A 24,169-nucleotide genomic window follows, 5' to 3' on the forward strand; every position below is an offset into this window, starting at 1 on the left:
CCGGGTGCCGGCGCACTGCGTGGTTTGCGGATCCAGATTGCCGCCGGCCAGGCGTTTTCGTCGTCAGCCCGGGAGCGGCTGTTGGGCTGCGCACCTCGACGTAGACGGCCTGCGCGGCATGCGGAGGGCGCGACCCCGCCTCAGCGGGCGCCGCCGGCCAGACCGGACTGGTATGCGATGACGACCAGCTGTGCGCGGTCGCGGGCGTGCAGCTTGATCATCGCGCGGCTGACGTGAGTGCGGGCGGTCGCCGGGCTCACCACGAGCCGGTCCGCGATCTCCTCGTTGGACAGTCCCTCCGCGACCAGCGACACGATCTCGCGCTCCCGCTGGGTCAGGCTGCCCAGCGCCGGGTGCGGGCGCCCGCCGGAGGCCGGCTTCGCAGTGAACTCGTCGATCAGCCTGCGCGTGACCGCCGGTGACAGCAGCGACTCCCCCGCCGCCACCACGCGGACCGCCCGCAGCAGCTCGGCAGGGTCGGTGTCCTTGATCAGGAATCCGCTGGCCCCAGCGCGCAGAGACTCGAACACGTACTCGTCCAGTTCGAAAGTGGTGAGCATGACGACCCGGGTACCGGCCAGCCGCTCGTCGGCGGTGAGCGTGCGCAACGCCTCGATGCCGTCGAGCACCGGCATCCGCACGTCCATCAGCACGACGTCGGGGTGTTCCCGCCGGACGAGCTCGACCGCCTCGCCGCCGTCGGCGGCCTCGCCCACCAGCTCCATGTCGGGCTCGGCGTCGAGCAGCACGCGCAGCCCGAGCCGGATGAGCACCTGGTCGTCGGCGACCGCGACCCGGATCATCGGCTTCCTCCGAACGGCAGGTGGGCGTGGACCAGGAACCCGCCCTCCGGGCGCGGTCCCGCATCGAGAGTGCCGCCCACGGCCGCCGCGCGTTCCCGCATTCCCACGATCCCGTGACCGCCGGAGCCGATATCGTCGGTGAGCCGGGCCCGTCCGTCGTCGCTGACCCGCACCTCGACCGCGCCGGGGAGGTAGCCGATCACCACCGTCGCCGTGGCCGGGCCCGCGTGGCGCAGCACGTTGGTCAGCGACTCCTGCACGATGCGGTAGGCGGCGAGGTCCACGGCGGCGGGCAGCTCACCGCGCTCGCCGGTGGTGCTGGTCCGCACCGGGAGCCCGGCGGCGGTGATGCGCCCGGCCAGCGCGTCGAGCTGGCCCAGGCCCGGGGTCGGGCCGCGGTCGCCGCTCTCGGGGCGGCGGAAGACGGCGAGCGTGCCGCGCAGTTCGTCCAGCGCCTCCTTGCTGGTGCGCCGGATCGCCTCCAGCGCGGGCCGGGCCTGCTCCGGACGCTGGTCGAGGACGTGCAGGGCCACCGCGGACTGGAAGTTGATCGCCGACAGCCCGTGCCCGACGACGTCGTGCACCTCCTGCACGACCCGGATCCGCTCCTCGTAGGCACGGCGCCGGGCCTGCTCCTCCCGTCCGCGCCGCGCCGACTCCCGGTACATGCGCGCGATCGTGCCGATCGCCCACGGCACCACCAGCAGCGCGGTCGCACCGAGCAGCGCCGAAGGCAGCTCCACCCAGAACCGCGGGCCGACCAGCCGCGGCACGTGCCCGGCCATCACGACGACCAGGGCGCCACCGCACAGGATCGCGCTGCGCCGCAGCGGAAGGCGCGCGGCTGCGGAGTACGCGGCGAAGGCAACCGTCAGGAACACCGGCCCGTAGGGGTAGTCCGACGCGAGGTAGCCGGCCGTCACCGTCGCGGCGCCCGTCAGCGCCGCGACCGGCCACACCCGGCGCAACGCCAGCGCGGCGGCGGCCAGTCCGAGCAGCACGTAGGCGAGGGCGTCGAGCGGCCGGTGCGGCGGCACCTGCCACACCGAGGCGAACCGCGACCCCATCACGACCACCGCGCCGAGCAGGGCGGCGAAGGCCGCGTCGGTGCCCAGCACGCGCGGGTCGGGCTTGACGGCGAAGCGCATGCGATGACGATAGGCCGATCACCGGCCCGCGACATCGTCGCCGCGACGTAGCTCGCCTACGCCGGTGCGCGTACGGCGTCGGCCGCGGGGCCGTACCGGCACACAGCTTGTCTTCGATCAAAGATCCCGGAGCCAGAGGACGCCTGAGGTTCCGCCACCCACACCGCCACGCAAGGTGAGTCCAAAAGCAAGTTCACGAAAGCCCCTCAGAGCCGCTCGTCCAGCCGTTCCCGCAACGGCTCGTAGTCGTGGCCGGGGAAGATCCGCGGGAAGATCTCCAGCATGTTCCGCAGCTCGTCGGCCAACACGTCGAACTCGTCGCATCCGCGGTCTACGTCCGCGAACAGATACTGCCAGCCCAAGGCGCCCTTGGTCACCAGCAGCGCGTCCAGGTACCCGCCGTAGTCCAAGTCGAGCAGGTACAGCTCGCTGGTGCCGTCGAAGTACCACACCTCCGGAGAGGTGGCACCCGCCGGGAAGCGCAGCCCCGAGAGCGCGCCGTCGCCCGACACCGGGTGTTCGTCGAAGGGGTGCATGTGCCGGTACACCTGCGACTCCGCCTCGGTGGCGTACTCGGTCTCCAGGTAGGCACCCGTCTGCGCCATCGCTCCGGCCAGGTGGCACACCGAGAACTCGCCGACCAGGTCGCCCGCACGCCACTTGCAGCCGACGACCTCGAAGCTCAGGAAGTGCCGCCTCAGCGCGGGATCCAGCACCACTCCGTGCTCGTCGGCGATCAGGGCGAAGGCGTTCTGTGAGTTCGCGATATCGGCGACCGGCCCCAGTTCCTCATGCACCAGGTCCACTTCCGCGGCGCCGCGGAGCTCGTCGAGCATCGCGACGTACCGGAGCTCGTAGTCGCTGAGCTCAACCGGGCCGTACCCCATGTCGTCAACCTTCCGCGAACCCGCCGCCTCCAGCGCACTTCCGCGCGCTCCCGGTCGTGGCGTATGACGTCGGCCGCGCGGGTCGGGTTCCATCTCGGTGCGACATCGCGGGATCAGCGGGAAATCGGGGTGTCCCACTCCAGTTGCTCGCGGACCGCCTCGGCTTCGGGAGCCGGCGTGTCGGCGTAGCGGCGGCTCAGCCGCCCGAGATCCTCGGCGCGTTCGGCGTGGCTCGCGTCGATCCCGGCACTCATCTGCCCGCTGTTTACGATGTTGCGCTCGACCCTCGGACGCCGCAGCCGCTCGTAGGCGTCCAGGGCGGGTTCGAGGCCGGGCGAGTCGCGGAGCGACTTGGCCAGCACCACCGCGTCCTCGAAGGCCATCGAGGCGCCCTGACCGGTCGCGGGCGATGCCGCGTGCGCGGCGTCCCCGACGAGCAGCGCGCCGCGACCGCGCCACCGCGGCGAAGCCGCGAGGTCGTGCGCGTTCGTGGCCAGTACTTCGTTGGTCGCCTCGACTATGCCCGCTGCGGGCGTCGCGTCCGGTCTCAGGGCCGCCACGAGCTTTTCGCGCAGCATCTCGGTGGACTCGGTGCTGTCCAGCAGCGGTCCGGGAAGGCGCGCGAACCAGAAAGTCCTTCCCTCCGGGGAAACCGCGTAACCGAACGCGCTTGCGCTGCCCCGCACCATCTCGATTCTCCCGGGCTCGTGCGGCGGTGTGGCGTGACCGGAGTAGCCGTAGTAGACCTGTTGTCCCGCATAGCGCTTCGGAGCGGCGGCGGGGTCGACCACTGCGCGGACAACCGAGTGCAGGCCGTCAGCGCCGACGACGAGATCCGCCTTCGTGCTGGTGCCATCGGCGAAACGCGCGACCACGCCGTCGCCGTCAGCGGCGCACGACTCGAACCGGACGCCGTACTCGATCGGGATACCGCGCCGCCGGACCTCCGCGCGCAGCACCGCGCACAGCTCCGCGCGGCGGATGCAGCGGTAGCGCCGCAGCGGATTCTCCTGCTCTCCCATGGCCGAGACGGCGATCTGCTGCCCGTCACTGCCGGTGACGCGCAACGAGGTCAGCTCGAAACCGGCTTGCGCCACCGGGACCGCGGCGCCGATCTGGTCCAGGGCCAGCATTCCGCCGCTCGCCAGCGTGAGGAAAGCACCGATGTCGCCGCCGTCGTCCCGGTACGCCTCGTGGACGCTGACGTCGAATCCCGCCTTGTGCAAGGCCAAAGCGGCCGCCGACCCCGCGAGCCCACCACCGGCGATGACGATCCGCACGCCTGACACCCCTCCCATCCGCGACACCCGGACGCGTTCATTGTCCGGGGGTCGCGGTGAAAAGGACGAGAGCCACGCGAAAAGCCGACGCGTCGCCCGGCTCGCCGGGTGCGGTCGCGTCCGGTCTCACCGGGCGCCAGCCGCGAGTCTCACTCGATGCCGGCGGCGTCCATCCCCCGCAGTTCCTTCTTCAGGTCCTGGATCTCGTCGCGCAGGCGGGCCGCCAGCTCGAACTGCAGGTCCCGGGCCGCGCTCATCATCTGGTCGTTGAGCTGCTGGACCAGGTCGGCCAGCTCGGCGCGCGGCATCGACTTGATGTCGCGGTCCTCCAGCAGACCGGCGCTGCCCACGGCTTCGCCGCTGGGCTTCTTGCCGCGCGAGACGTTGCGGCCCGAACCGCCGACGGCCACCTCCTCGGTGTCCTCCGACTCGCTGTAGACCCGGTCGAGGATGTCGGCGATCTTCTTGCGCAGCGGCTGCGGGTCGATGCCGCGTTCCTCGTTGTAGGCGATCTGCTTCTCGCGCCGCCGGTTCGTCTCGTCGATCGCGTGGCGCATCGAGTCGGTGATCCGGTCGGCGTACATGTGCACCTGCCCGGAGACGTTTCGCGCGGCGCGGCCGATCGTCTGCACCAGACTCGTGCCCGAGCGCAGGAAACCCTCCTTGTCGGCGTCCAGGATGGACACCAGCGACACCTCGGGCAGGTCCAGGCCCTCGCGCAGCAGGTTGATGCCGACCAGCACGTCGAACTCGCCCAGCCGCAGCTGGCGCAGCAGCTCGACCCGGCGCAGCGTGTCGACCTCGGAGTGCAGGTAGCGCACGCGGATGCCGAGCTCGAGGAAGTAGTCGGTGAGGTCCTCGGCCATCTTCTTGGTCAGCGTGGTCACCAGCACCCGCTCGTCGCGCTCGGCGCGCTCGCGGATCTCGTGCACCAGGTCGTCGATCTGGCCCTCGGTCGGCTTGACCACGACCTCCGGGTCGACCAGCCCGGTGGGGCGGATGACCTGCTCGACGAACTCGCCGCCGGCCTGGCCCATCTCGTACGGGCCGGGCGTCGCCGACAGGTACACCGTCTGCCCGATCCGGTCGGCGAACTCCTCCCAGGTCAGCGGACGGTTGTCCAGCGCGCTGGGCAGCCGGAAGCCGTGTTCGACCAGGGTGCGCTTGCGGGAGGCGTCGCCCTCGTACATGCCGCCGACCTGCGGGACGGTCACGTGCGACTCGTCGATGATCAGCAGGAAGTCGTCCGGGAAGTAGTCGATCAGGGTCGCCGGGGCCGAACCGGCGGGCCGGTCGTCGACGTGGCGGGAGTAGTTCTCGATGCCGGAGCAGAACCCGACCTGGCGCATCATCTCGATGTCGTACTGGGTGCGCATCCGCAGCCGCTGGGCCTCCAGCAGCTTGTTCTGCTTCTCCAGCTTGGCCAGCTGCTCGTCCAGCTCGGCCTCGATGCTGCGGATCGCCTTCTCCATCCGCTCCGGGCCCGCCACGTAGTGCGTCGCCGGGAAGATGCGCACCTCGTCGACCTCGCGGACCACCTCACCGGTCAGCGGGTGCAGGTAGTACAGCCGGTCGATCTCGTCGCCGAACATCTCGATGCGCACCGCCAGCTCCTCGTAGGCGGGGATGACCTCGACGGTGTCGCCGCGCACCCGGAAGGTGCCGCGGGCGAACGCGATGTCGTTGCGCGTGTACTGCACGTCGACCAGCGCCCGCAGCAGCACGTCGCGGTCGGTCTCGCCGCCCACCTGCAGCTGGATCGAGCGGTCCAGGTACGACTGCGGGGTGCCCAGGCCGTAGATGCACGACACCGACGAGACCACCACGCAGTCGCGGCGGCTGAGCAGGTTCGACGTCGCCGAGTGGCGCAGCCGCTCGACGTCCTCGTTGATCGAGGAGTCCTTCTCGATGTAGGTGTCGGTCTGCGGGACGTAAGCCTCGGGCTGGTAGTAGTCGTAGTAGCTGACGAAGTACTCGACGGCGTTGTCCGGGAAGAACCCGCGCAGCTCGTTGGCGAACTGGGCGGCCAGCGTCTTGTTCGGCTCCAGCACCAGCGTGGGCCGCTGGACCCGTTCGATCAGCCACGCGGTGGTCGCCGACTTGCCGGTACCGGTGGCGCCGAGCAGCACCACGTTGGTCTCGCCCGAGTTGATGCGGCGTTCCAGGTCGTCGATCGCCTGCGGCTGGTCGCCCGCGGGCTGGTAGTCGCTGACCATCCGGAACCGCCCGCCCGTGCGCGGGATGTCGCTCACGGGGCGGAACTCGGAGTGGGCCAGGACGGGGTGCTCAGTCGCGAAAGCCATAGCCTGCCGAACCAGATCTTGGGGGGTGGACACTTCCGGCGTCGCCGCCGTCGGTCATCCACGCTACCCCCAGGCACCGACAACGCACCGATGTCGCCTCCGAGGCGCCACACGCGCCACACGAGTCACCGCCGCCACAGACCGCCGCTGTGCCTCCCGCAACCCAGTTGGCACTGGCGTCCCTGGTTGCCGGTGAGCCGATGCCGAACGGCTGCCGCGGGCTGATACTGGGGTCGACCGCTCCGGCAGGTCCGCCACCGGGACGGTCGCAGCCGCTTCTGGAGGTGGTGTGATGTCCACCAGTACACCGATCACCGGGCATCCTGACCTTGCCGAACTGCGCGCCCGCTACGACCGGGCCGCCGAGACCCCCACCGCGCAGGCCGCGGACGGGGCGATCGTCCTCGGCGGGCTGTTCGTCGCCCTCTCCCCCTGGATCGCGGGGTTCAGCGGGGTGGGCTCGCTGGCGATGAACAACTTCGTCACCGGCATGGCCACGGCGGTCCTGGGTCTGTGCTTCGCGGCGGCTTTCCACCGCACGCACGGGATCGCGTGGGTCTGCCCGGTGCTGGGTCTCTGGGCGATCCTGTCGGTATTCATCATCAGCGGGACCGCGATCACGGCCACCACCGTGCTCTGCAACGTCATCGGCGGCGCGGTCGTGCTGCTGGCGGGCCTTGCCACCATGGCCCCGTCGATGATGCCGCAGCGTGGGGGAAGGAGAGCCTGACCCCGACCCGATCGGAGGTGGCGAGTATTGGCGCAGGAAACCGGGCGCGGCGTTGGACGCGACGCCGCGCCCCTGCATAGGGTGAGGTCGTGACGACCCAGCGCGAGATCGCCGACCGGCTGGGGCTGCCGGTCCACCCGCCGAAGACCGAGATCTTCGACCTCGCCGCGCGCACGAACACCGACCCGAAGCAGATCGTCCGGGACGTCGACCTCTACCGCGTGGAGCCGTTCGGCCTCTACCTCGCGCGCCCGATGCCGGGCCACCCGAGGCTGCGCTACTTGTGGTCGTGGCTGCTGCCCGGACTCGGGCTGCGGATCAGCCGCTTCGACTGGCAGCCGGGCCACAGCCGGGATCTCGACTTCTACCTCGACGTGGTCGGCATCGAGCGCGGTGAGGACCGCTGGCGCACCGTGGACCACTACCTGGACATCGAAGTCCGCACCGGCCGCGAGGCGCGACTGCTCGACATCGACGAGTTCCTGGTTGCCACCAAAGCGGATCTGCTCGACGAGCCCACCGCGCGACGGGCGCTGGAGACCGCCTGCGCCGCCGTCGAGGGACTTGCCCGGCACGACTACGACCTGGCGAAGTGGTTGCGGCACAACGGAATCGAGCTTTCCTGGCCCAGGCACCATTCCTGAGTCTGCCGAAGCTGTGAGCACGCCCGCTACCGCCATCCCGGTGACGAAGGCAGCACCCGCGGAATCGATATCCGACGACTTCTGAAAAGTTATGTTAAAAGTCGCTACTGTTGATCTCCGCCACGGTTTTTGCCATTAACCTCTGCCCCGTGGGCATGGTGGCTTCTTCTCCTCGGCTGGTGGACGTTATCGACCTGTTCAGCGCGCGGCGGTCCCATTCCTCGGGCGCCGTGATGGGACTGGACGTGTGCCGCGTCGAACCCTGGGGACTGTCGCTGGAGTGCTCCACTCCCGAGGACCCGGCCGCCGACAGCGAGGTCACCTGGCTGCTGGCCGACCTCGGCCTCAAGCTCACCCGCCACCGCCCGCGCCGCAGGCACTCCCGCCGCGGGCCGAGCCTGCTGACCGCGGTGCACATCGAGCGCGACACCCGCTCCTGGACCACCACCGACCTGCTGCTCGGCTTGGAGGTGCCCGACCAGAGGCCGGCGCGCATCGCCCAGTACGAGGAGTTCGCCGACGCGGTCTCCGGTGGGCTGATCCGGCTCAGCGAAGCCGATTACGCGCTGCGGACCGTGCACCGCACGCTGGAGGAGATCAGCATGCACCGCGACCTGAACCAGTGGCTGGCCCACCGCGGCATCTTCGACATCTGGTGAGCTGCTGACCCTCGCCGCGAGCCCCGGGTGCCCACAGCCCATCGGTGGTGTCCCCGGCTCATGCCTGGCCCGCCCGCGGCCCGCGCGCGGCGGCGGTTAGCTTCGATACCGAAGGGTGAGCGCGGCCTCCGCAGCGGCGGGGCCGCCGGGTAGCGGAGCACCAGATGGTCAAGCTGGACCGGTTGATCAACGTCCTCGGTGGACTGGGCGCCAGGCTCGTGTGCGCGCCGCGCAGCAGGCGGACCGAGCTGCGCTCGGTGGCGCTGCACGACCCGGCGGAGCCGGCCGAGCGATCCGACGACGTGCTGCTGGCGGTCGGGGTCGACGCGTCGGCGGCGGCGGAGCTGCTCGCCTCCACGCGCGCGGCCGTCGTCGTCTTCCGGGCTTCCGAGCTCGACGAGCGAGCGCTGGCGACCGCCGGTGAGCGCGGTGTGGCGGTCGTGGTCGCGGCGCCGGAGGTGTCGTGGGGCCAGCTCGCCGGCGTCGTCTACGGCCTGGTGCTGGAGGGACGCGAGACCGAGGCCGGGCGCGGGCCGACCGACCTGTTCGCGCTCGCCGACACCCTCGCCGGGTCGGTGGGCGGGCCGGTGACCATCGAGGACCACCACTGCGGTGTGCTGGCCTACTCCAGCGAGCAGACCGGTGCCGACCCGGCCCGGCTGGAGACGATCCTCGGGCGCAGGGTGCCCGAGGCGGTGCGGCGGGAGCTGGACGCCCGAGGCGTTTTCGAGCACCTCGCGGCGTCGGACCAGCCGCTCTTCGTGCAGCCGCTGGAGACGGGTGCGGGACGCGGCCGGGCGGTTGTCGCCGTGCGGGCGGGTCGCGAGCTGCTCGGGTCGATCTGGGTGGAGACGCCCGCTCCGCTGGGCCACGCCGGCGAGACCGCGCTGGTCAACGGGGCGCGCACGGCCGCGCTGCACATGCTGCGCAGCCGCGCGAGCGCGGACCTGGAACGCCAGATCGAGTCCGACCTGGTGATCGGGCTCGTCGAGGGCGACGGGGACCCCGCCGCCGAACTGAGCAGGCTGGGGTTCCGGGGATCGAGCTTCCGGGTCGTTGCCGTGCAGGCCCACGACGGCGGCGACCACGCCGCGGCGGCGCTGCTGGCCTTCGAACGCGCGACGACCGGGTTCGGCTGGACGCGGCCGGGCCGAAGCGCGCTGTTCGCCAACACCGTCTACACCGTCCTCCCCGACGACGAGCCCGCCCGCGCCCGCGCCCGCGAGTGGGTACGGGCGCTGGCGCGCGACATCCCTTCCGGGATCACCGTGCTCGCCGGGATCGGCGGCGCGGCGGGCCCGGGAGAGCTGGTGAGCAGCAGGCAGGAGGCCGACGAGAGCCTTGCACTGCACGCGGCGCGCGGCGGCGCCGATGTCGCCGTGGTCTACGACGACGACTGGCACGAGATCCTGCTCCAGCGGCTGCGCCGGGCCGCGGGCGCAGGCCGGCAGCCCGCCCGGGGCCCCGTCGCCCGGCTGCGCCGGCACGACGAGGTCCACGGGACCCACTACGCCGAGACGCTGCGCGCGTGGCTGGAGTGCCAGTCCGACCTGGCCGCGGCAGCGGCGCGCCTGGGCATCCACCCGAACACCGTCCGCAACCGGATGCGGAGGATGGCCGAGATCGTCCCGCTCGAACTGGACGACCCCGAAGCCCGCCTCGCCATGATCATCGCCCTGGCCGTCTAGGACAGGACGTGTTTCAGATGTGGCTTGCGGAGTGGGGTGCCTGGCGGAACCTCAGCCGCCTTCTCACTCCGGGATCTCCGACTGACGTAGTCCGCTCCGGCTACGCCGAGCGCAGGTAGTGCTCGGCGATCTCGTCGCTGGTGGTGAGCCACACGCCAGGGTGGTTCGCGACGTGCTCCAACGCCTGGTCCAGGTACTTGGCCCGGAACGGCTGGCCGATGACGAAGGGGTGCAGGGCCAGCGCCATCACCCGGCCGCTGCCCGCCGAATCGGCGTGGAGCCGCTCGAGCTGGTCCTTCACGATCCGCACGAAGTCCGGCCCGCTGAGGCTCTTGCCCACGAAGAGGCTGATGTCGTTCAGCTCGATGGCGTAGGGGACGCTGAGCATCCCCGGTACGTTCAGCCGGTACGGCTGGTCGTCGTTGGTCCAGTCCAGGACGTAGCTCAGGCCGAGTTCGGCCAGCAGCGACGGCGTCTGGAAGCTCTCGGTGAGTCCCGGTCCCATCCAGCCGCGCGGCCGGCGACCGGTCGCCTTCTCGATGCTGGCGACGACCTCGCTCAGGTAGGCGCGTTCTTCCTCGGCGGGCACGTCGGCCTGGAACGTGGAGTTGTTCTTGCCGTGCGCCAGCCACGCCCAGTCGCGGGCCAGCCCCTCCTCGACGATCCGCGGATACCGCTCGACCACGTCGGAGTTGAGCAGCGCGCTCGCGCGCATCCCGTGCCGGTCGAGGCTCTCGATCAGGCGCCACAGGCCCACGCGGGGCCCGTAGTCGCGCCAGCCGTAGTTCAGCGGGTCCGGCGCCAGCCGCGCGGTGCCCTCGAAGATGCTCGTGGCCGGGCGGTCGACCCGGTAGTGCTCGATGTTCACACCGACGTAGAAGGCGACCCGCGCACCGCCCGGCCAGTGGATCGGCTCCCGCTCGACGATCGGGCTGTAGTCGAAGAGTTCGTTGTCCATGGCACCCACGGTGAAACATTCACACCGATGTGAAGGTCAAGCACGTAGCCGGTGACGGTGCGGTTCGGCCAATCGGTTCCGCTCGATTTGTGCGGAATCCACAGCGCCTTCGCCACCTGCCGGGTCCATGCTCGTCGCTGTCGGAGCGGAAGAGGTGGCGGACATGCGGGAGGACGGGATGGACCGGGCCCCGGAGAAGGTCGTCGTGGTCGGTGCCGGTGTGGTCGGGCTGTCGACCGCGTGGTTCCTGCGGGAGCACGGCGTCGAGGTGTCGGTCGTGGACCGGCGCGCGGTCGCCGCGGGTGCTTCCTGGGGCAACGCCGGATACGTCACCCCCGGGTTCGCGGTCCCGCTGCCCGAACCCGGTGTCCTGCGCTACGGGCTGCGGTCGCTGAGCGACCGCGACGCGCCGCTCTACGTGCCCGCATCGGCCGACACGGGGCTCTGGTCGTTCCTCGCCAGGTTCGCCCGCCACTGCACGGCACGCGCATGGCGCCGGTCGATGGCCGCTTTCGCACCGCTCAACGCCGGGTGCCTCGAAGCCTTCGACGAGCTGGCCCGGGGCGGGGTGCGGGCTTCCGCGGTGCCTGCCGCGGTCACCGCCGCGTTCGAGCGGCGCGAGCAGGTCGCCGAGCTGCGCCACGAGTTCGAGCGGATCCGGCAGGCCGGGCAGGACGTGGAGTTCAGCGAGCCGGACATCGGCGAGGTCGACGTTCCCCAGCTGTCCTCGCGCATCGGGGCGGTGCTGCGGCTGGAAGGGCAGCGCTTCGTCGACCCCGGCGAGTTCACGCGCGCCCTCGCTCGCGGCGTCGAAGCGCGCGGAGCGAGCATCCGCACCGGTTTCGCCGTGCGCGACGTGCTCCGCAGCGGCTCGCGGCTGGTGGTCAGGAGCGAACAGCACGACGGGATCACCGCCGACGCCGTGGTGCTGGCGACGGGCGCGTGGCTCTCACCGCTGGCCCGCGCGTTCGGCGTCCGCAGGCAGGTGCGCGCAGGTCGCGGCTACTCCTTCACCGTCCCGACCGAACAACCCGTTCCCGGGCCGGTCTACCTGCCCGCCGTGCGCGTCGCCTGCACGCCCTACCAGGGCGCGATGCGGGTCGCCGGGACCATGGAGTTCCGCGACCCCGACGCACCTCTGGACCCGGCGCGCCTCGATGCGATCGTGCGCTCGGCCCGTCCGCTGCTGCGCGGCGTCGACTGGAGCGCTCGCCGGGACGAGTGGGTCGGGCCGCGTCCGGTGACCGCCGACGGGCTCCCGCTCGTCGGCGCCTCCCGCATGCCCGGTGTCTACGTCGCGGGCGGGCACGGCATGTGGGGTCTGACGCTGGGGCCCATCACGGGGCAGCTGCTGTCGGAGCAGATCGTGTGCGGCAAGCAGCCCGCCGCGCTGCGGCCGCTCGACCCGCTGCGATGAGCACCGACGAGATCTCGGTGGACGAGCGGGAGGAACTGGACTGGCTGCGCCGGGAGAACCGGCTGCTGCGGGTCGAGCGGGACATGCTGCTCAAGATCGCCACCGAGTACGCCCTCGAACGCCCGGAGCCGCCCCGCCGGTGATCACACCGCGGGCGGTTCCCACCCGGTGCGCGACGCCCACTCCTCCGCCCGCGGCAACGCGTCGGCGAACCACGGTTCCTTCGCGTCGGTGCAGGCGTCGTGGTCAGGATCGGACGCGTGCCGTTGCGCGGCCTCGCGCTTGATCCGCAGGTACTCCTCGCGGGCATCGTCGTCGGCGCGCAGCCAGTCGCGGTACAGCAGCGCGTAGCGCCAGCCGGGGCTGCCCGCGACGCGCACGTGCACGTTGGCGTAGCGACCGGGGTCGGCGGAGACGTGCACGCGCTTGGCCCACCGCCCGGGATCGGGTGCCACCGGGTGCGGGTCGTCGCCGCGGATCTCGGGCACCACCGGGAAACCGGCCTGCGCCAGCGGCTCGGCGAGCCCGTCGGCGGCGGCCATCGAGCGGACGGTGAGCTGGAGGTCGACGACGTCCTCGGCGGGCAGGCCCGGCACCGCCGTCGAGCCGATGTGGTCGGCCCGCACCACGGCGTCCCCTGCCGCGCGCTCCAGGCGGGCGAGCAGCCGCCGCGCGGTGCGCGGCCACTCCGGGTCCGGCTCGACCAGGACCGGAGACCGCTTGGGCGGCCGGGTCCGCAACCGCACGTTCGCCTCGAAGGGGACCAGCCGGTCCGCCCACAGCGCGTCGACCGCGGCGTGCACGTCGCCGACAGATCCGCTGTTGTCCAGCCACACGTCGGCCGCCTCGCGGCGCTGGTCCTCGGTGGCCTGCGCGCGGATGCGGGCCCTGGCGTCGGACTCCTCGAGGCCGCGGTCGACCAGCCTGCCGACCCGGTCCTCGACCGGCGCGTCGACGATGACGACCAGGTGGTAGTTCGGGGCGTAGCCGAGCTCCACCAGCAGCGGCACGTCGTGCACGACGAGCGCGTCCTCGGCGGCCTGCGCCATCAGCTCGGCGGTCCGGGCACCCACCCTCGGGTGCACGATCGCGTTCAGCGCGGCGCGGGCCTCGTCGTCGCCGAAGATCCGGCGGGCCATCGCGGGCCGGTCCAGCGCTCCCTCGGCGTCCAGGACCTCGGTGCCGAACCGCTCCACCACCGCGGCCAGCCCGTCGCTGCCCGGCGCCACCACCTCCCGGGCGAGCACGTCGGCGTCGATGACGACGGCGCCGAGATCGGCCAGCCGCTTCGCCACCGTGGACTTGCCCGATCCGATCCCGCCGCTGAGTCCCACGCGCAACACGCAGCCCATCCTGCCAGCCGCGGTCCGCCGCGGCGGTAGCCCCGCGGTCGGCCGCGCATCGCCTCCGCGCGTGGAGGCACAACTGCCCGCGCCCTCAGCACTCGCCTTCGCGCCCTCAGCACCTGTCTTTTGGTCTTCGAAGCGGCGCAGCCGCTTGGCCCACCCCAGCAACCGGCACCGCCGCGGGTTCTCAGGCGTCCTCTGGCGAGGACAGCTTTTTCGCCGCGTATGCGTGATACGTCAGAAAAAGATCCCGGAGCCAGAGGGCGCCTGAGGTTCCGCCACCGGAACCGCCACGCAAGACGCCCCCGCCGCCCCCGGACAGCAAGCGGCCCCGCAGCTCTTCGAGCTGCGGGGCCGCCTCGCTATGCCGTTACCGGATCACGCACCGCCGGAGAGCTTCTCCCGAAGCGCGGCGAGCTGGGCGTCGCTGGCCAGGGAGCCGGCGTCCTCCTGCTGCTCGGCCGGAGCCGACGACGAGTAGTTCCCGCCGCCCTGCTCCTCGGCACCGCCGCCACCGCCGGTCGCGGCCTGGGCCGCGGCCTCCGCGTCGGCCTCGGCGGCCTTGGCGACCTGCTTCATGTGCGCCTCGTAGCGGGAGTGCGCCTCGGCGTACTGGCGCTCCCACTCCTCGCGCTGGGTCTCGAAGCCCTCCTGCCACTCCTGGGTCTCGACGTCGAAGCCCTCGGGGTAGATGTAGTTGCCCTCGTTGTCGTACTCGGCGGCCATCCCGTACTGGGTGGGGTCGAACTCCGAGTCCGGCGTGAAGCCCTCGTTGGCCTGCTTGAGCGACAGCGAGATGCGGCGGCGCTCCAGGTCGATGTCGATGACCTTGATCATGACGTCGTCGCCGACCTGCACGACCTGCTCCGGGATCTCCACGTGGCGCTCGGCCAGCTCGGAGATGTGGACCAGGCCCTCGATGCCCTCGTCGACGCGGACGAACGCACCGAACGGCACCAGCTTGGTGACCTTGCCCGGCACGATCTGGCCGATCGCGTGGGTGCGGGCGAACTGGCGCCACGGGTCTTCCTGGGTGGCCTTCAGCGACAGCGAGACGCGCTCGCGGTCCATGTCCACGTCGAGCACCTCGACGGTGACCTCCTGGCCGACCTCGACGACCTCGCTCGGGTGGTCGATGTGCTTCCAGGACAGCTCCGAGACGTGCACCAGACCGTCGACACCACCGAGGTCCACGAACGCACCGAAGTTGACGATGGAGGACACGACGCCCTTGCGGACCTGGCCCTTCTGCAGCTGGTTGAGGAACTCGCTGCGGACCTCGGACTGGGTCTGCTCCAGCCAGGCGCGGCGGGACAGGACCACGTTGTTGCGGTTCTTGTCCAGCTCGATGATCTTGGCCTCGAGCTCGCGGCCGACGTAGGGCTGCAGGTCGCGGACGCGGCGCATCTCGACCAGCGACGCGGGCAGGAAGCCGCGCAGGCCGATGTCGAGGATGAGGCCGCCCTTGACGACCTCGATGACGGTGCCGCGCACGGGCTCGTCCTTCTCCTTGAGCTCCTCGATGGTGCCCCAGGCGCGCTCGTACTGCGCACGCTTCTTGGAGAGGATCAGCCGGCCTTCCTTGTCCTCCTTCTGGAGGACAAGCGCCTCGACGAAGTCGCCGACGGTGACGACCTCTGCCGGGTCGACGTCGTGCTTGATCGACAGCTCGCGGGAGGGGATGACTCCCTCGGTCTTGTAACCGATGTCGAGCAGCACCTCGTCACGGTCGACCTTGACGATGGTGCCCTCAACAATGTCGCCATCGTTGAAGTACTTGATGGTCTGGTCGACGGCGGCGAGGAAGTCCTCCTCCGTCCCGACGTCGTTCACTGCGACCTGCGGCTTGGTGGCGGCTGCAGTCGGGACGGTGGTGGTGTCGGTGGACATCAGGTGGGTTGCTCCGGTACGGATAGTGGTCGCTGGATCTGCATTGTGGGCGCACCCTGGGTTCCTCGCCCCGGCGGCCACCGGCCCCGGCTCCGCACGAGGCGGCTCCGGCGAGGTGATCCGACGGGGAATGGTGCCCTCCGGTCGTCGGTGTCCGGGCGTGAACCCGGCGTGGACGTCCGGACAACAAAGAGACCCACGGCGCGGCCGGTATCGTACGCGCTTTCTCGATCGCTGGGCAAACCGCGGTGTGCCTGGGCACCCCCGGCCGCCCCGCGAGGAGAATGCTCCATGAACGAGCAGTACCCAGGATAGTCGGAGGCACACCCTTGGCCGGCCCCAGCAGTCCGGAGCGTCCCGACCAGCAGACCGCGGGCGGCCACGCCGCGGCGGAAGCCACGCTGGGCACGGTCGGTGTGAGCAAACGCACGGCGGGCGTGGTCGAGTCGCGCCTGGCCAGCCGCCTGTGGTGGGACGCCGACGCCGACGACTACCACCACGAGCACGGCGACTTCCTCGGCGTCAGCGACTTCGTCTGGTGCCCGGAGGGCCTGCGCGAGTCCGAGGCGGGGCTGCTCGGCGAGGTTCGCGGTGCCGACGTGCTGGAGGTGGGCTGCGGTTCGGCTCCGTGCGCGCGCTGGCTCGCCGCCCAGGGCGCCCGCCCGGTGGGCCTGGACATCTCGGCCGGGATGCTGCGCCACGCCGCCGAGGGCGCCGAGCGCAGCGGTATCGACGTCCCGCTGGTGCAGGCCAGCGCCGACGCCCTGCCCTTCGCCGACGACTCCTTCGACATCGCATGCTCGGCCTTCGGCGGGGTGCCGTTCGTCGCCGACTCCGGCGCGGTGATGCGGGAGGTGGCGCGGGTGCTGCGCCCCGGTGGCCGCTGGGTCTTCGCGGTGACCCATCCGATGCGGTGGATGTTCTCCGACGACCCCGGCCCCGGCGGGCTCACCGTCGTCCAGTCCTACTTCGACCGCACTCCCTACGTGGAGGTCGACGGCAACGGCCGGGCCACCTACGTCGAGCACCACCGCACGCTCGGCGACTACGTCGGCCAGCTCGCCGCGGCCGGGCTGCGGCTGGTGGAGCTGGTGGAGCCGGAGTGGCCGGAGGGCCACACGCAGGTCTGGGGCCAGTGGAGCCCGCTGCGCGGCAGACTGTTCCCCGGAACCTCGATCTTCCGCTGCGTGCTGGGCTGACGACGGCGGCGAGGGGGCGGGCAAGGCGTGAGCAGGGCGCAGGAACTCCTGGACGCGCAGGGCGCCCGGTTCGCGGCGCTGGATCCGTGGCTGCCGGGCCGCTACCTGCTGCCCCGCGGTGAGCCGATCATGGCGCGGATACCCGGCGGGGAGGCGGTCGCCGGCCTCGTCGCGCACACCCGGCACGAGCCGGGCTCGCAGCAGAGCCTGTGGCAGGCGCTGGACACCTTCGAGCTGTTCCCGGTCGTCGGCGAGCGACCGCGCACCGGGATGGACGCGCTGCTGACCGCCTGGCGCGCGCAGCTCGCCCAGCACGGCGCGCCGTCGACGGACTCCTCCTGCGTGGTGATGTGGCCGAGCCGGGACGTGGAGGCCACCAGGACGCTGCTGGACCACGGTTTCGCGCCGCTGTCGGTGCTCGCGGTGCGACCGCCGTCACCCGAACCCGAGGCACCCAATACGAAACTCTCTGGTACCGTAAAAATTCGTCGGGCCGGACCGGCCGATCTGGACGCCGTCGTCGAGCTCACGCTGGCGGAGCTGGACTACGCCGCCCTGGTCGGCGCCTCGACCCGGCGCCCGAACGCCCGCGAGCTCAAGCGGGGCTCCGCCGGGGTGCGCCTGCACGCCGGGGACCCGGTCTGGCTCGCGGAGCTGGACGGACGGCCGGTCGCGGTCGCCGAGTGCGGCTGGTTCGACACCGAACGCCACGAAGGCGGGCACCGGCTCAGGCCCGGCCGCTGGGCCTACGTCAACTGCGTGTCCGTGCGCGACGAAGCGCGCGGCACCGGCATCGGCCGGGAGCTGATGGCCGTGGCGCACGAGGAGTTCGCCCGCGCCGGAACGGTCGGCAGCTTCCTGTACTACAACCCACCGAACCCACTGTCCTCGGTGTTCTGGCCCCGCCAGGGTTACCGGCCACTGTGGACGATGTGGGAGGTGCGCCCCGCCACCGCGCTGCGCTGACGCTCGCCGGTGGCCGCGCACCGCCACCGGAGCGAGAAGTCGAGGGAACGGCGTGGAAATCGTCGCGGAGGGCGTCGAGGTCACCGGCGCGCACGGACCGCTGCTGCAACGCACGTCGCTGCGCGTGCACGGCGGCCAGCTGCTGCTGGTCGCGGGCGACTCGGAGATCGCGCGGACCGCGCTGGCGCTGACCGTGGCCGGCCGGCTCGCCCCGACCGCGGGCACGGTCCGGCTGGACGGCGCGATCACCCCGTCGGGTCTGCGCGAGGCGGTCGCGGTCGTGGACGCACCGGATGTCACCGAGCCCGAGCCGACGGTGTCGGTGCGCACGGTCGTCGCCGAGGGGCTCAGCTTCGCGGGACTGGGGTCGCGCCGGTCGCGGGTGCGCACCTGGCTGGCCGCCCACGACGCCGACCAGCACGAGCGCGAGCGGTTCGAGAACCTGCCCGCGCTGGTGCGCACCCGCCTGCTGGTCGACCTCTCCCGCGCCGCCGGCCCGCGCGCACTGGTCCTGGACTCCCCCGACCGCCACGGCGGCGACCCCGCCGGCTGGTACTCGCTGGCCCGTCGCCAGGCCGAGCGCGGCATCGCCGTGGTCGTGGCCTGCTCGACGCACTCGGCCCTCCGGTTGCAAGCCCCGCACGCGCTGATCGGCGAGGACAACCGGCCCGAGGACACCACAGTGGATCTCACCCCCGCTCACAGTGAAGGTTCCCCCCGATGACCACGTTCCGCCTCGCCCGCACCGAGCTGCGCAGGCTGACCTCGGGCAAGCTCCCGAAGCTCGCGCTCCTGGCGGTCACCCTGGTGCCGCTGCTCTACGGCGCGATGTACCTGTACGCGAACTGGGACCCCTACGGCAGGCTGAGCTCGGTGCCCGCCGCCGTGGTGATCGACGACGAGGGCGCCGCGCGCGACGACGGCACCCGGCTGCAGGCCGGTCAGGACGTCTTCGACGAGCTGGCAGGCTCCGGCACCTTCGACTGGCAGCGCGTCAGCGAAGCCCAGGCGCAGCAGGGCGTCTCCGACGGCCGCTACACCTTCGCCCTGGTGGTGCCGAAGGACTTCTCCGGCGCGCTGCTTTCCCCCGGCGAGTTCGAGCCGCGCCAGGCCCGGCTGCGGCTGATCACCAACGACGCCAACAACTACCTGGTCGGCACCATCGCCGACAAGGTCGTCTCCGAGGTGCGCAAGGCGGTCGCCGAGAACGCGGGCACCGAGGCCGCCGAGCAGTTCCTGCTCGGCTTCAGCACGGTCCACGACAAGACCGTGCAGGCCGCCGACGGCGCGGGCAAGATCGCCGACGGCGCCGACCGGCTGCGCGACGGCATCGGGCAGGCCGAGGACGGCACCGCGCAGCTCTCCTCCGGCGCCCACCAGCTGCTCGACGGCCAGCACCGGCTCGCCGACGGCTCCGAGCAGCTCGCCGACGGCACCGGTCGGCTCACCAACGGCGCCGACCGCCTTCACGGCGGGCTCACCCAGCTGCGCCAGGCGACGGCGGCGCTGCCCGAGCAGACCGCCAAGCTCGCCGACGGTGCCGACAAGGTCGCCGACGGCAACGAGAAGCTGGCCGACAAGGCCGACGTGCTCGGCGGCGTCTCGCAGGACGTCGTCGACAACCTCGATCAGTCCAAGGCCCGCATCACCGACCAGCTCCGCCAGGCGGGTGTCGACAAGGCCACCATCGACCGCGTCACCGCGGGGCTGGACCAGCTCAACAGTCCCATCACCGACGCCAACGGCAAGGTTCAGGACCAGGTCGGGCAGTTGCGCGCGCTGGCCGACGGCTCCCGGCAGGTCGCCGACGGCAACCGCAAGCTCGCCGACGCCACCCCCGCGATGACCGGCGCCATCGGGCAGCTCACCGACGGCGCGGGCCAGCTCTCCGACGGTGCAGGGCAGCTCAACGACGGCGCCGTGCAGCTGCGGGACGGCGAGCGCCAAGCGCTCAACGGCACGAGCAAGCTCACCGACGGCGCCGACCGCCTGCACGGCGGGGCACAGCAGCTCGCCGACGGCTCCGGGCAGCTCGCCGACGGTTCCAACACGCTGGCCGACGAGCTCGGCAAGGGAGCCAACGACATCCCGCACCCGGACGACCCGACGCGGGAGGCCACCGCCTCGACCATCGGCGACCCGGTCACCGTCGACACCCACGCCCAGGTCAGCGCCTCCACCTACGGCGCCGGGCTAGCCCCGTTCTTCATGGGCCTGGCGCTGTGGATCGGCGGGTTCGTGCTGTTCCTGCTGATGCGGCCGCTGTCGAGCCGGGCGCTGGCCGCCGGGGTCGCGCCGTGGCGGATCGCGCTGGGCGGCTGGCTTCCGGCCGCGATCGTCGGGCTGGTGCAGGCGGTGCTGCTCTACGCGGTGGTGGTGTTCGCCGTCGGTGTCCACCCCGCCCACGCCTGGTGGACGCTGGCGTTCCTGGTGCTGACCTCGTTCGCGTTCACCGCGGTCGTGCACGCCCTCAACGCCGCCTTCGGGCCGAAGGGCAAGTTCATCGCGCTGATCATCCTGGTGCTGCAGCTGGTCACCGCGGGCGGCACGTTCCCGTGGCAGACCATCCCCGAGCCGCTGCACCCACTGCACCAGGTGCTGCCGCTGAGCTACGTCGTCAGCGGCCTGCGGCACCTGCTCTACGGCGGGCCCGGCATGGCCGCTGCGACGAACGCAGCGGGCGTGCTGCTGTGCTACCTGATCGCGGGGTTGCTGCTGAGCACCATCGCCGCATGGCGACAGCGGGTCTGGACCCCGGCACGGCTCAAGCCGGAGCTGTCGCTGTAAAGGCGTTTTCTCCAAACAGCACCAAGGGGTGGGCGGATCGGATTCGCCCACCCCTTCGCGCGTTCGACGCCGACCTGCGCTCGTTACAGCGCGGGCTCCCCGGCGGGTTCGGCTGCCGGCTCGTCGACGGGCTCGTCGTAGCGGGCGATCTCGATGAGGTTGCCGTCCGGGTCCCGCAGGTACAGCGAGGTGATCGGGCCGAGCGCGCCGATCCGGCTGACCGGGCCCTCCTCGATGCGGACGTCGCAGGCCCGCAGCTGGTCCTGCACCTCGCTGATGGCGCTGCTCGTGACGAAGCACAGGTTGGCCGAACCGGGCACCGGGTGCGTAGCCGTGGGCTCCACCAGCTCGCTCGCCGCGTGCAGCTTGATCGTCTGCCGGCCGAAGCTCACCGCGCGCCGGTCACCGGCGAAGGTCACCGCGCGCATGCCCAGAATCCGCTCGTAGAAATCCACTGCCCGATCGACATCGGCCACGGTGAGGACCAGGTGGTCCACTCTGTCGATGCTGATCATGCTGCTCCTGTATGGGGACGGTTCGCGAAGTACGAAGGCTATCGGGACCGGCAAACCGCGCTCTAGCGCGGTCCGCCGGTGCGCGACCATCCAAGGGGATGCCGCCGATCCGGCGCTCCGCAACGGCGATTTCGTGACCAGGACGCAACATTGCGTCACGAGTCGACAGCGGACAGTCGTTCGCGGCGCTCAGTGCGCCGCGGCGTCCCACGACCCGCCGACGCCCACCGAGACCTCCAGCGGCACGTCCAGCGCGTAGGCGGCGCCCATGCGCTCCCGCACGAGCCGCTCGACCTCCTCGCGCTCGCCGTCGGCGACCTCGATGATCAGCTCGTCGTGCACCTGCAGCAGCATCCGCGACCGCAGCGGCCGCAGCGCTTCGTGCACGTCCAGCATCGCGACCTTGATGATGTCGGCCGCGCTGCCCTGGATCGGCGCGTTGAGCGCCATCCGCTCGGCCATCTCGCGCCGCTGCCGGTTGTCGCTGGTCAGGTCGGGCAGGTAGCGGCGCCTGCCCAGGATGGTCGAGGTGTAGCCGTCCTTGCGCGCCTGGTCGACGACGTCGCGCAGGTAGTCGCGGACCGAGCCGAAGCGGGCGAAGTAAGCCTCCATCTGCTCGCGGGCGTCCTCGGTGGAGATCCGCAGCTGCTGGGCCAGCCCGAAGGCGGACAGGCCGTAGGCCAGGCCGTAGGACATCGCCTTGACCCGCCTGCGCAGCTCGTGGCCGACCTCGTCGATCGGCACCCCGAAAGCCCGGGAGGCGACGTAGTTGTGCAGATCCTCACCGGTGCGGAAAGCCTCGATGAGCCCTTCGTCACCGGACAGGTGCGCCATGATGCGCATCTCGATCTGGCTGTAGTCAGCCGTCATCAGCTCGGAGTAGCCCTCGCCGACGACGAAGACCTCCCGGATCCGGCGGCCCTCCTCGGTGCGGATCGGGATGTTCTGCAGGTTCGGCTCGGTCGAGGACAGCCTGCCGGTGGCGGCGATGGTCTGGTTCAGCGTGGTGTGGATGCGGCCGTCGTCGGCGATCGACTTGACCAGTCCGTCCACAGTGGTCTTGAGCCGGGTGGCGTCGCGGTGCTCGAGCATGTGCTGCAGGAACGGGTGCTCGGTCTTCTCGTACAGGCTCTGCAGCGCCTCGGCGTCGGTGGTGTAGCCGGTCTTGGTGCGCTTGGTCTTGGGCATGCCCAGCTCGTCGAAGAGCACCACCTGCAGCTGCTTCGGCGAACCGAGGTTGATCTCCTTGCCGATGACGCCGTAGGCGTCCTGGGCGGCCTGCTTGACGCGCGCCGCGAAGTGCGCGCCGAGCCCGGCGAGCTGGTCGGCGTCGACGGCGATTCCGGCGGCCTCCAGCTCCGACAGCACCTGCAGCAGCGGCAGCTCCAGCTCGGTCAGCAGCCGGGTGCTGTCGATGCGGGCCAGCTCGGCGTCGAGGGTGTCGGCCAGCTCGGCGACCGCGCGGGCGCGCACCAGCTCCGAGGCCGCGGCGCTGGCCTTGGTCTGCTCCTCGTCCTCCAGCAGCGAGAGCTGGCCGTCGTCCTCGCCCTGCTCGGCCCGCAGCTCCCGCTGCAGGTAGCGCACCACCAGGTCGGGCAGGTCGAAGGAGCGCTGCCCCGGGCGCACCAGGTAGGCCGCCAGCGCCGTGTCGCTGCTCAGGCCCGCCAGCGTCCACCCACGGTCGCGGACGGCGTGCAGCGGTCCCTTGACGTCGTGGGCGGCCTTGGGGAAGGCCGCGTCGGACAGCCAGGCCGACAGGGCGCGCTCGTCGTCGTCGGTCAGCGTGCGGGCGTCGACGAAGGCACCCGCGCCGTCGGCGGTGACCAGCGCCAGGCCGTCCAGGTCGCCGCTGCCGCGCGACCAGGTGCAGGTGAAGGACATACCGACCCTGCGGCCGTCGCGGGCGTGCTCGTCCAGCCAGGCGGCCACCGCGCCGGGGTCGAGGACGCCGCCGCTGACTTCGAAGCCCTCCTCGACCTCCGGCTCGGCGGCCGACAGCGTCGAGAACAGCCGCTCCCGCAGCACCCGGAACTCCAGGTCGTCGAAGAGCTGGTGGACGGCGTCGCGGTCCCACTGGCGCACCGCCAGCTCGGCGGGGGCCAGCTCGAGCTGCACGTCCCTGACCAGCTCGGTGAGCTGGCGGTTGAGCAGCACCGCCGACAGGTTCGCGCGCAGCGCGTCGCCCGCCTTGCCCTTGACCTCGTCGACGCGGTCGACCAGCCCGGCCAGCGAGCCGAACTGCTGGATCCACTTGCTGACGGTCTTCTCCCCCACGCCGGGGATCTTGGGCAGGTTGTCCGACGGGTCGCCGCGCAGCGCGGCGAAGTCGGGGTACTGCTCGGGCGAGAGGCCGTACTTGTCGGTCACAACCTGCGGGGTGAACCGGGTCAGTTCCGAAACGCCCTTGGTCGGGTAGAGAACGGTGACCGCGTCGGTGACCAGCTGGAGCGCGTCGCGGTCGCCGGTGCAGATGGAGACCTTGAAGCCCTCGCCGGTGGCCTGCGTGGTCAGCGTGGCGATGACGTCGTCGGCCTCGTAGTGGTCCTTGCTCAGGGTCGGGATGCTCAGCGCGGCCAGCACGTCCTGGATCAGGCTGACCTGGCCCTTGAACTCGTCGGGCGTGGAGCCGCGGGTGGCCTTGTAGTCGGAGAACGTCTCGGACCGGAAGGTCTTGCGCGAGACGTCGAAGGCGACCGCGAGGTGCGTCGGCTGCTCGTCGCGGAGCAGGTTGATCAGCATGGACGTGAACCCGTAGACCGCGTTGGTGTGCTGGCCCGTGCCGGTCTGGAACTTCTCCTTCGGCAGGGCGTAGAAGGCGCGGTAGGCCATCGAGTGGCCGTCGATCAGCAGCAGGCGGCGGTCTTCGGAATCCATCACGGCAGGCGAGTCTAGGCTGAACCCCTGACAGGGGGTACGTGGAGGCGAAGGAGCGGACGACGGTGACTGCGA

The 24,169-nt window shown here is 71.5% G+C and carries 20 protein-coding genes; 10 read left to right on the plus strand and 10 right to left on the minus strand.

Annotated features, from left to right (window positions below):
- Nucleotides 1-140: 140 nt before the first annotated feature.
- The 5 genes from HUO13_RS07090 to uvrB form a co-directional block, all read right to left on the minus strand.
- Entirely contained in the window at nucleotides 141-803 is a 663-nt protein-coding gene (locus HUO13_RS07090; RefSeq protein WP_211900647.1) for a response regulator, read from the minus strand.
- Nucleotides 800-1,951: a sensor histidine kinase gene (locus HUO13_RS07095; protein WP_211900648.1), complete on the minus strand. Its 1,152-nt coding sequence runs from the start codon at nucleotides 1,949-1,951 to the stop codon at nucleotides 800-802. Before HUO13_RS07095 ends, HUO13_RS07090 begins: the two co-directional genes overlap by 4 nt.
- 206 nt (nucleotides 1,952-2,157) lie before the next feature.
- Nucleotides 2,158-2,838 carry a hypothetical protein gene (locus HUO13_RS07100; protein ID WP_211900649.1) on the minus strand — a complete coding sequence of 227 codons (681 nt, stop codon included), beginning with the start codon at nucleotides 2,836-2,838 and terminating at the stop codon, nucleotides 2,158-2,160.
- A gap of 113 nt (nucleotides 2,839-2,951) precedes the next feature.
- Nucleotides 2,952-4,136 (minus strand): FAD-dependent oxidoreductase, encoded by a 1,185-nt coding sequence (locus tag HUO13_RS07105; RefSeq protein ID WP_211900650.1) that lies wholly within the window; start codon nucleotides 4,134-4,136, stop codon nucleotides 2,952-2,954.
- A 131-nt stretch (nucleotides 4,137-4,267) separates the two neighbouring features.
- The gene (gene uvrB, locus HUO13_RS07110) at nucleotides 4,268-6,421 is read right to left on the minus strand and encodes an excinuclease ABC subunit UvrB (protein ID WP_211900651.1); all 2,154 of its coding nucleotides are present in this window, start codon (nucleotides 6,419-6,421) and stop codon (nucleotides 4,268-4,270) included.
- Between the two features lie 292 nt (nucleotides 6,422-6,713).
- Between uvrB and HUO13_RS07115 the strand changes: the two genes are divergently transcribed.
- The 4 genes from HUO13_RS07115 to HUO13_RS07130 all read left to right on the plus strand — a co-directional run bounded on the left by HUO13_RS07115 (nucleotide 6,714) and on the right by HUO13_RS07130 (nucleotide 10,142).
- Nucleotides 6,714-7,151: an SPW repeat protein gene (locus HUO13_RS07115; RefSeq protein WP_211900652.1), complete on the plus strand. Its 438-nt coding sequence runs from the start codon at nucleotides 6,714-6,716 to the stop codon at nucleotides 7,149-7,151.
- Between the two features lie 89 nt (nucleotides 7,152-7,240).
- A complete protein-coding gene (locus HUO13_RS07120; RefSeq protein ID WP_211900653.1) occupies nucleotides 7,241-7,795 on the plus strand; it encodes a DUF402 domain-containing protein in 555 nt (184 codons plus the stop codon).
- 179 nt (nucleotides 7,796-7,974) lie between these two features.
- Entirely contained in the window at nucleotides 7,975-8,454 is a 480-nt protein-coding gene (locus tag HUO13_RS07125) for a hypothetical protein (protein WP_249124507.1), read from the plus strand.
- A 164-nt stretch (nucleotides 8,455-8,618) separates the two neighbouring features.
- Nucleotides 8,619-10,142 (plus strand): PucR family transcriptional regulator, encoded by a 1,524-nt coding sequence (locus tag HUO13_RS07130; RefSeq protein WP_211900655.1) that lies wholly within the window; start codon nucleotides 8,619-8,621, stop codon nucleotides 10,140-10,142.
- Between the two features lie 100 nt (nucleotides 10,143-10,242).
- Here the strand turns inward: HUO13_RS07130 and HUO13_RS07135 are convergent, their stop codons facing one another.
- Nucleotides 10,243-11,100 carry a polysaccharide deacetylase family protein gene (locus HUO13_RS07135; RefSeq protein WP_211900656.1) on the minus strand — a complete coding sequence of 286 codons (858 nt, stop codon included), beginning with the start codon at nucleotides 11,098-11,100 and terminating at the stop codon, nucleotides 10,243-10,245.
- 163 nt (nucleotides 11,101-11,263) lie between these two features.
- Between HUO13_RS07135 and HUO13_RS07140 the strand changes: the two genes are divergently transcribed.
- Together HUO13_RS07140 and HUO13_RS07145 are read left to right on the plus strand one after the other, a co-directional pair.
- Nucleotides 11,264-12,517: an NAD(P)/FAD-dependent oxidoreductase gene (locus HUO13_RS07140; protein WP_211900657.1), complete on the plus strand. Its 1,254-nt coding sequence runs from the start codon at nucleotides 11,264-11,266 to the stop codon at nucleotides 12,515-12,517.
- Complete coding sequence (locus tag HUO13_RS07145) at nucleotides 12,514-12,660, plus strand: hypothetical protein (RefSeq protein WP_211900658.1); 147 nt, start codon at nucleotides 12,514-12,516, stop codon at nucleotides 12,658-12,660. Before HUO13_RS07140 ends, HUO13_RS07145 begins: the two co-directional genes overlap by 4 nt.
- Here the strand turns inward: HUO13_RS07145 and coaE are convergent, their stop codons facing one another.
- Nucleotides 12,661-13,860, minus strand: a complete 1,200-nt coding sequence (gene coaE, locus HUO13_RS07150) for a dephospho-CoA kinase (protein ID WP_211900659.1) — start codon at nucleotides 13,858-13,860, stop codon at nucleotides 12,661-12,663.
- 381 nt (nucleotides 13,861-14,241) lie between these two features.
- The gene (gene rpsA, locus HUO13_RS07155; protein WP_211900660.1) at nucleotides 14,242-15,753 is read right to left on the minus strand and encodes a 30S ribosomal protein S1; all 1,512 of its coding nucleotides are present in this window, start codon (nucleotides 15,751-15,753) and stop codon (nucleotides 14,242-14,244) included.
- A gap of 329 nt (nucleotides 15,754-16,082) precedes the next feature.
- Here rpsA and HUO13_RS07160 point away from each other — a divergent pair, with 329 nt between their 5' ends.
- Genes HUO13_RS07160 through HUO13_RS07175 form a run of 4 tightly spaced genes read left to right on the plus strand, consistent with a single transcriptional unit; the run spans nucleotide 16,083 to nucleotide 20,705 of the window.
- Complete coding sequence (locus tag HUO13_RS07160) at nucleotides 16,083-16,952, plus strand: class I SAM-dependent methyltransferase (RefSeq protein ID WP_211900661.1); 870 nt, start codon at nucleotides 16,083-16,085, stop codon at nucleotides 16,950-16,952.
- 27 nt (nucleotides 16,953-16,979) lie between these two features.
- On the plus strand, nucleotides 16,980-17,918 hold the full coding sequence (locus tag HUO13_RS07165; RefSeq protein ID WP_211900662.1) for a GNAT family N-acetyltransferase: 939 nt from the start codon (nucleotides 16,980-16,982) through the stop codon (nucleotides 17,916-17,918).
- A gap of 52 nt (nucleotides 17,919-17,970) precedes the next feature.
- Nucleotides 17,971-18,642 (plus strand): hypothetical protein, encoded by a 672-nt coding sequence (locus HUO13_RS07170; RefSeq protein WP_211900663.1) that lies wholly within the window; start codon nucleotides 17,971-17,973, stop codon nucleotides 18,640-18,642.
- On the plus strand, nucleotides 18,639-20,705 hold the full coding sequence (locus HUO13_RS07175) for a YhgE/Pip domain-containing protein (RefSeq protein WP_211900664.1): 2,067 nt from the start codon (nucleotides 18,639-18,641) through the stop codon (nucleotides 20,703-20,705). Before HUO13_RS07170 ends, HUO13_RS07175 begins: the two co-directional genes overlap by 4 nt.
- Before the next feature lie 83 nt (nucleotides 20,706-20,788).
- Here HUO13_RS07175 and HUO13_RS07180 read toward each other — a convergent pair whose 3' ends face one another.
- Both HUO13_RS07180 and polA read right to left on the minus strand, forming a co-directional pair.
- Nucleotides 20,789-21,220: a VOC family protein gene (locus HUO13_RS07180; RefSeq protein WP_211900665.1), complete on the minus strand. Its 432-nt coding sequence runs from the start codon at nucleotides 21,218-21,220 to the stop codon at nucleotides 20,789-20,791.
- Nucleotides 21,221-21,409: 189 nt separating this feature from the next.
- Nucleotides 21,410-24,094 (minus strand): DNA polymerase I, encoded by a 2,685-nt coding sequence (gene polA / locus HUO13_RS07185; RefSeq protein WP_211902714.1) that lies wholly within the window; start codon nucleotides 24,092-24,094, stop codon nucleotides 21,410-21,412.
- Nucleotides 24,095-24,169: the final 75 nt, after the last annotated feature.

Origin of the sequence: Saccharopolyspora erythraea, from assembly GCF_018141105.1 — a bacterium.
In the GTDB taxonomy this organism is placed as follows: domain Bacteria; phylum Actinomycetota; class Actinomycetes; order Mycobacteriales; family Pseudonocardiaceae; genus Saccharopolyspora_D; species Saccharopolyspora_D erythraea_A.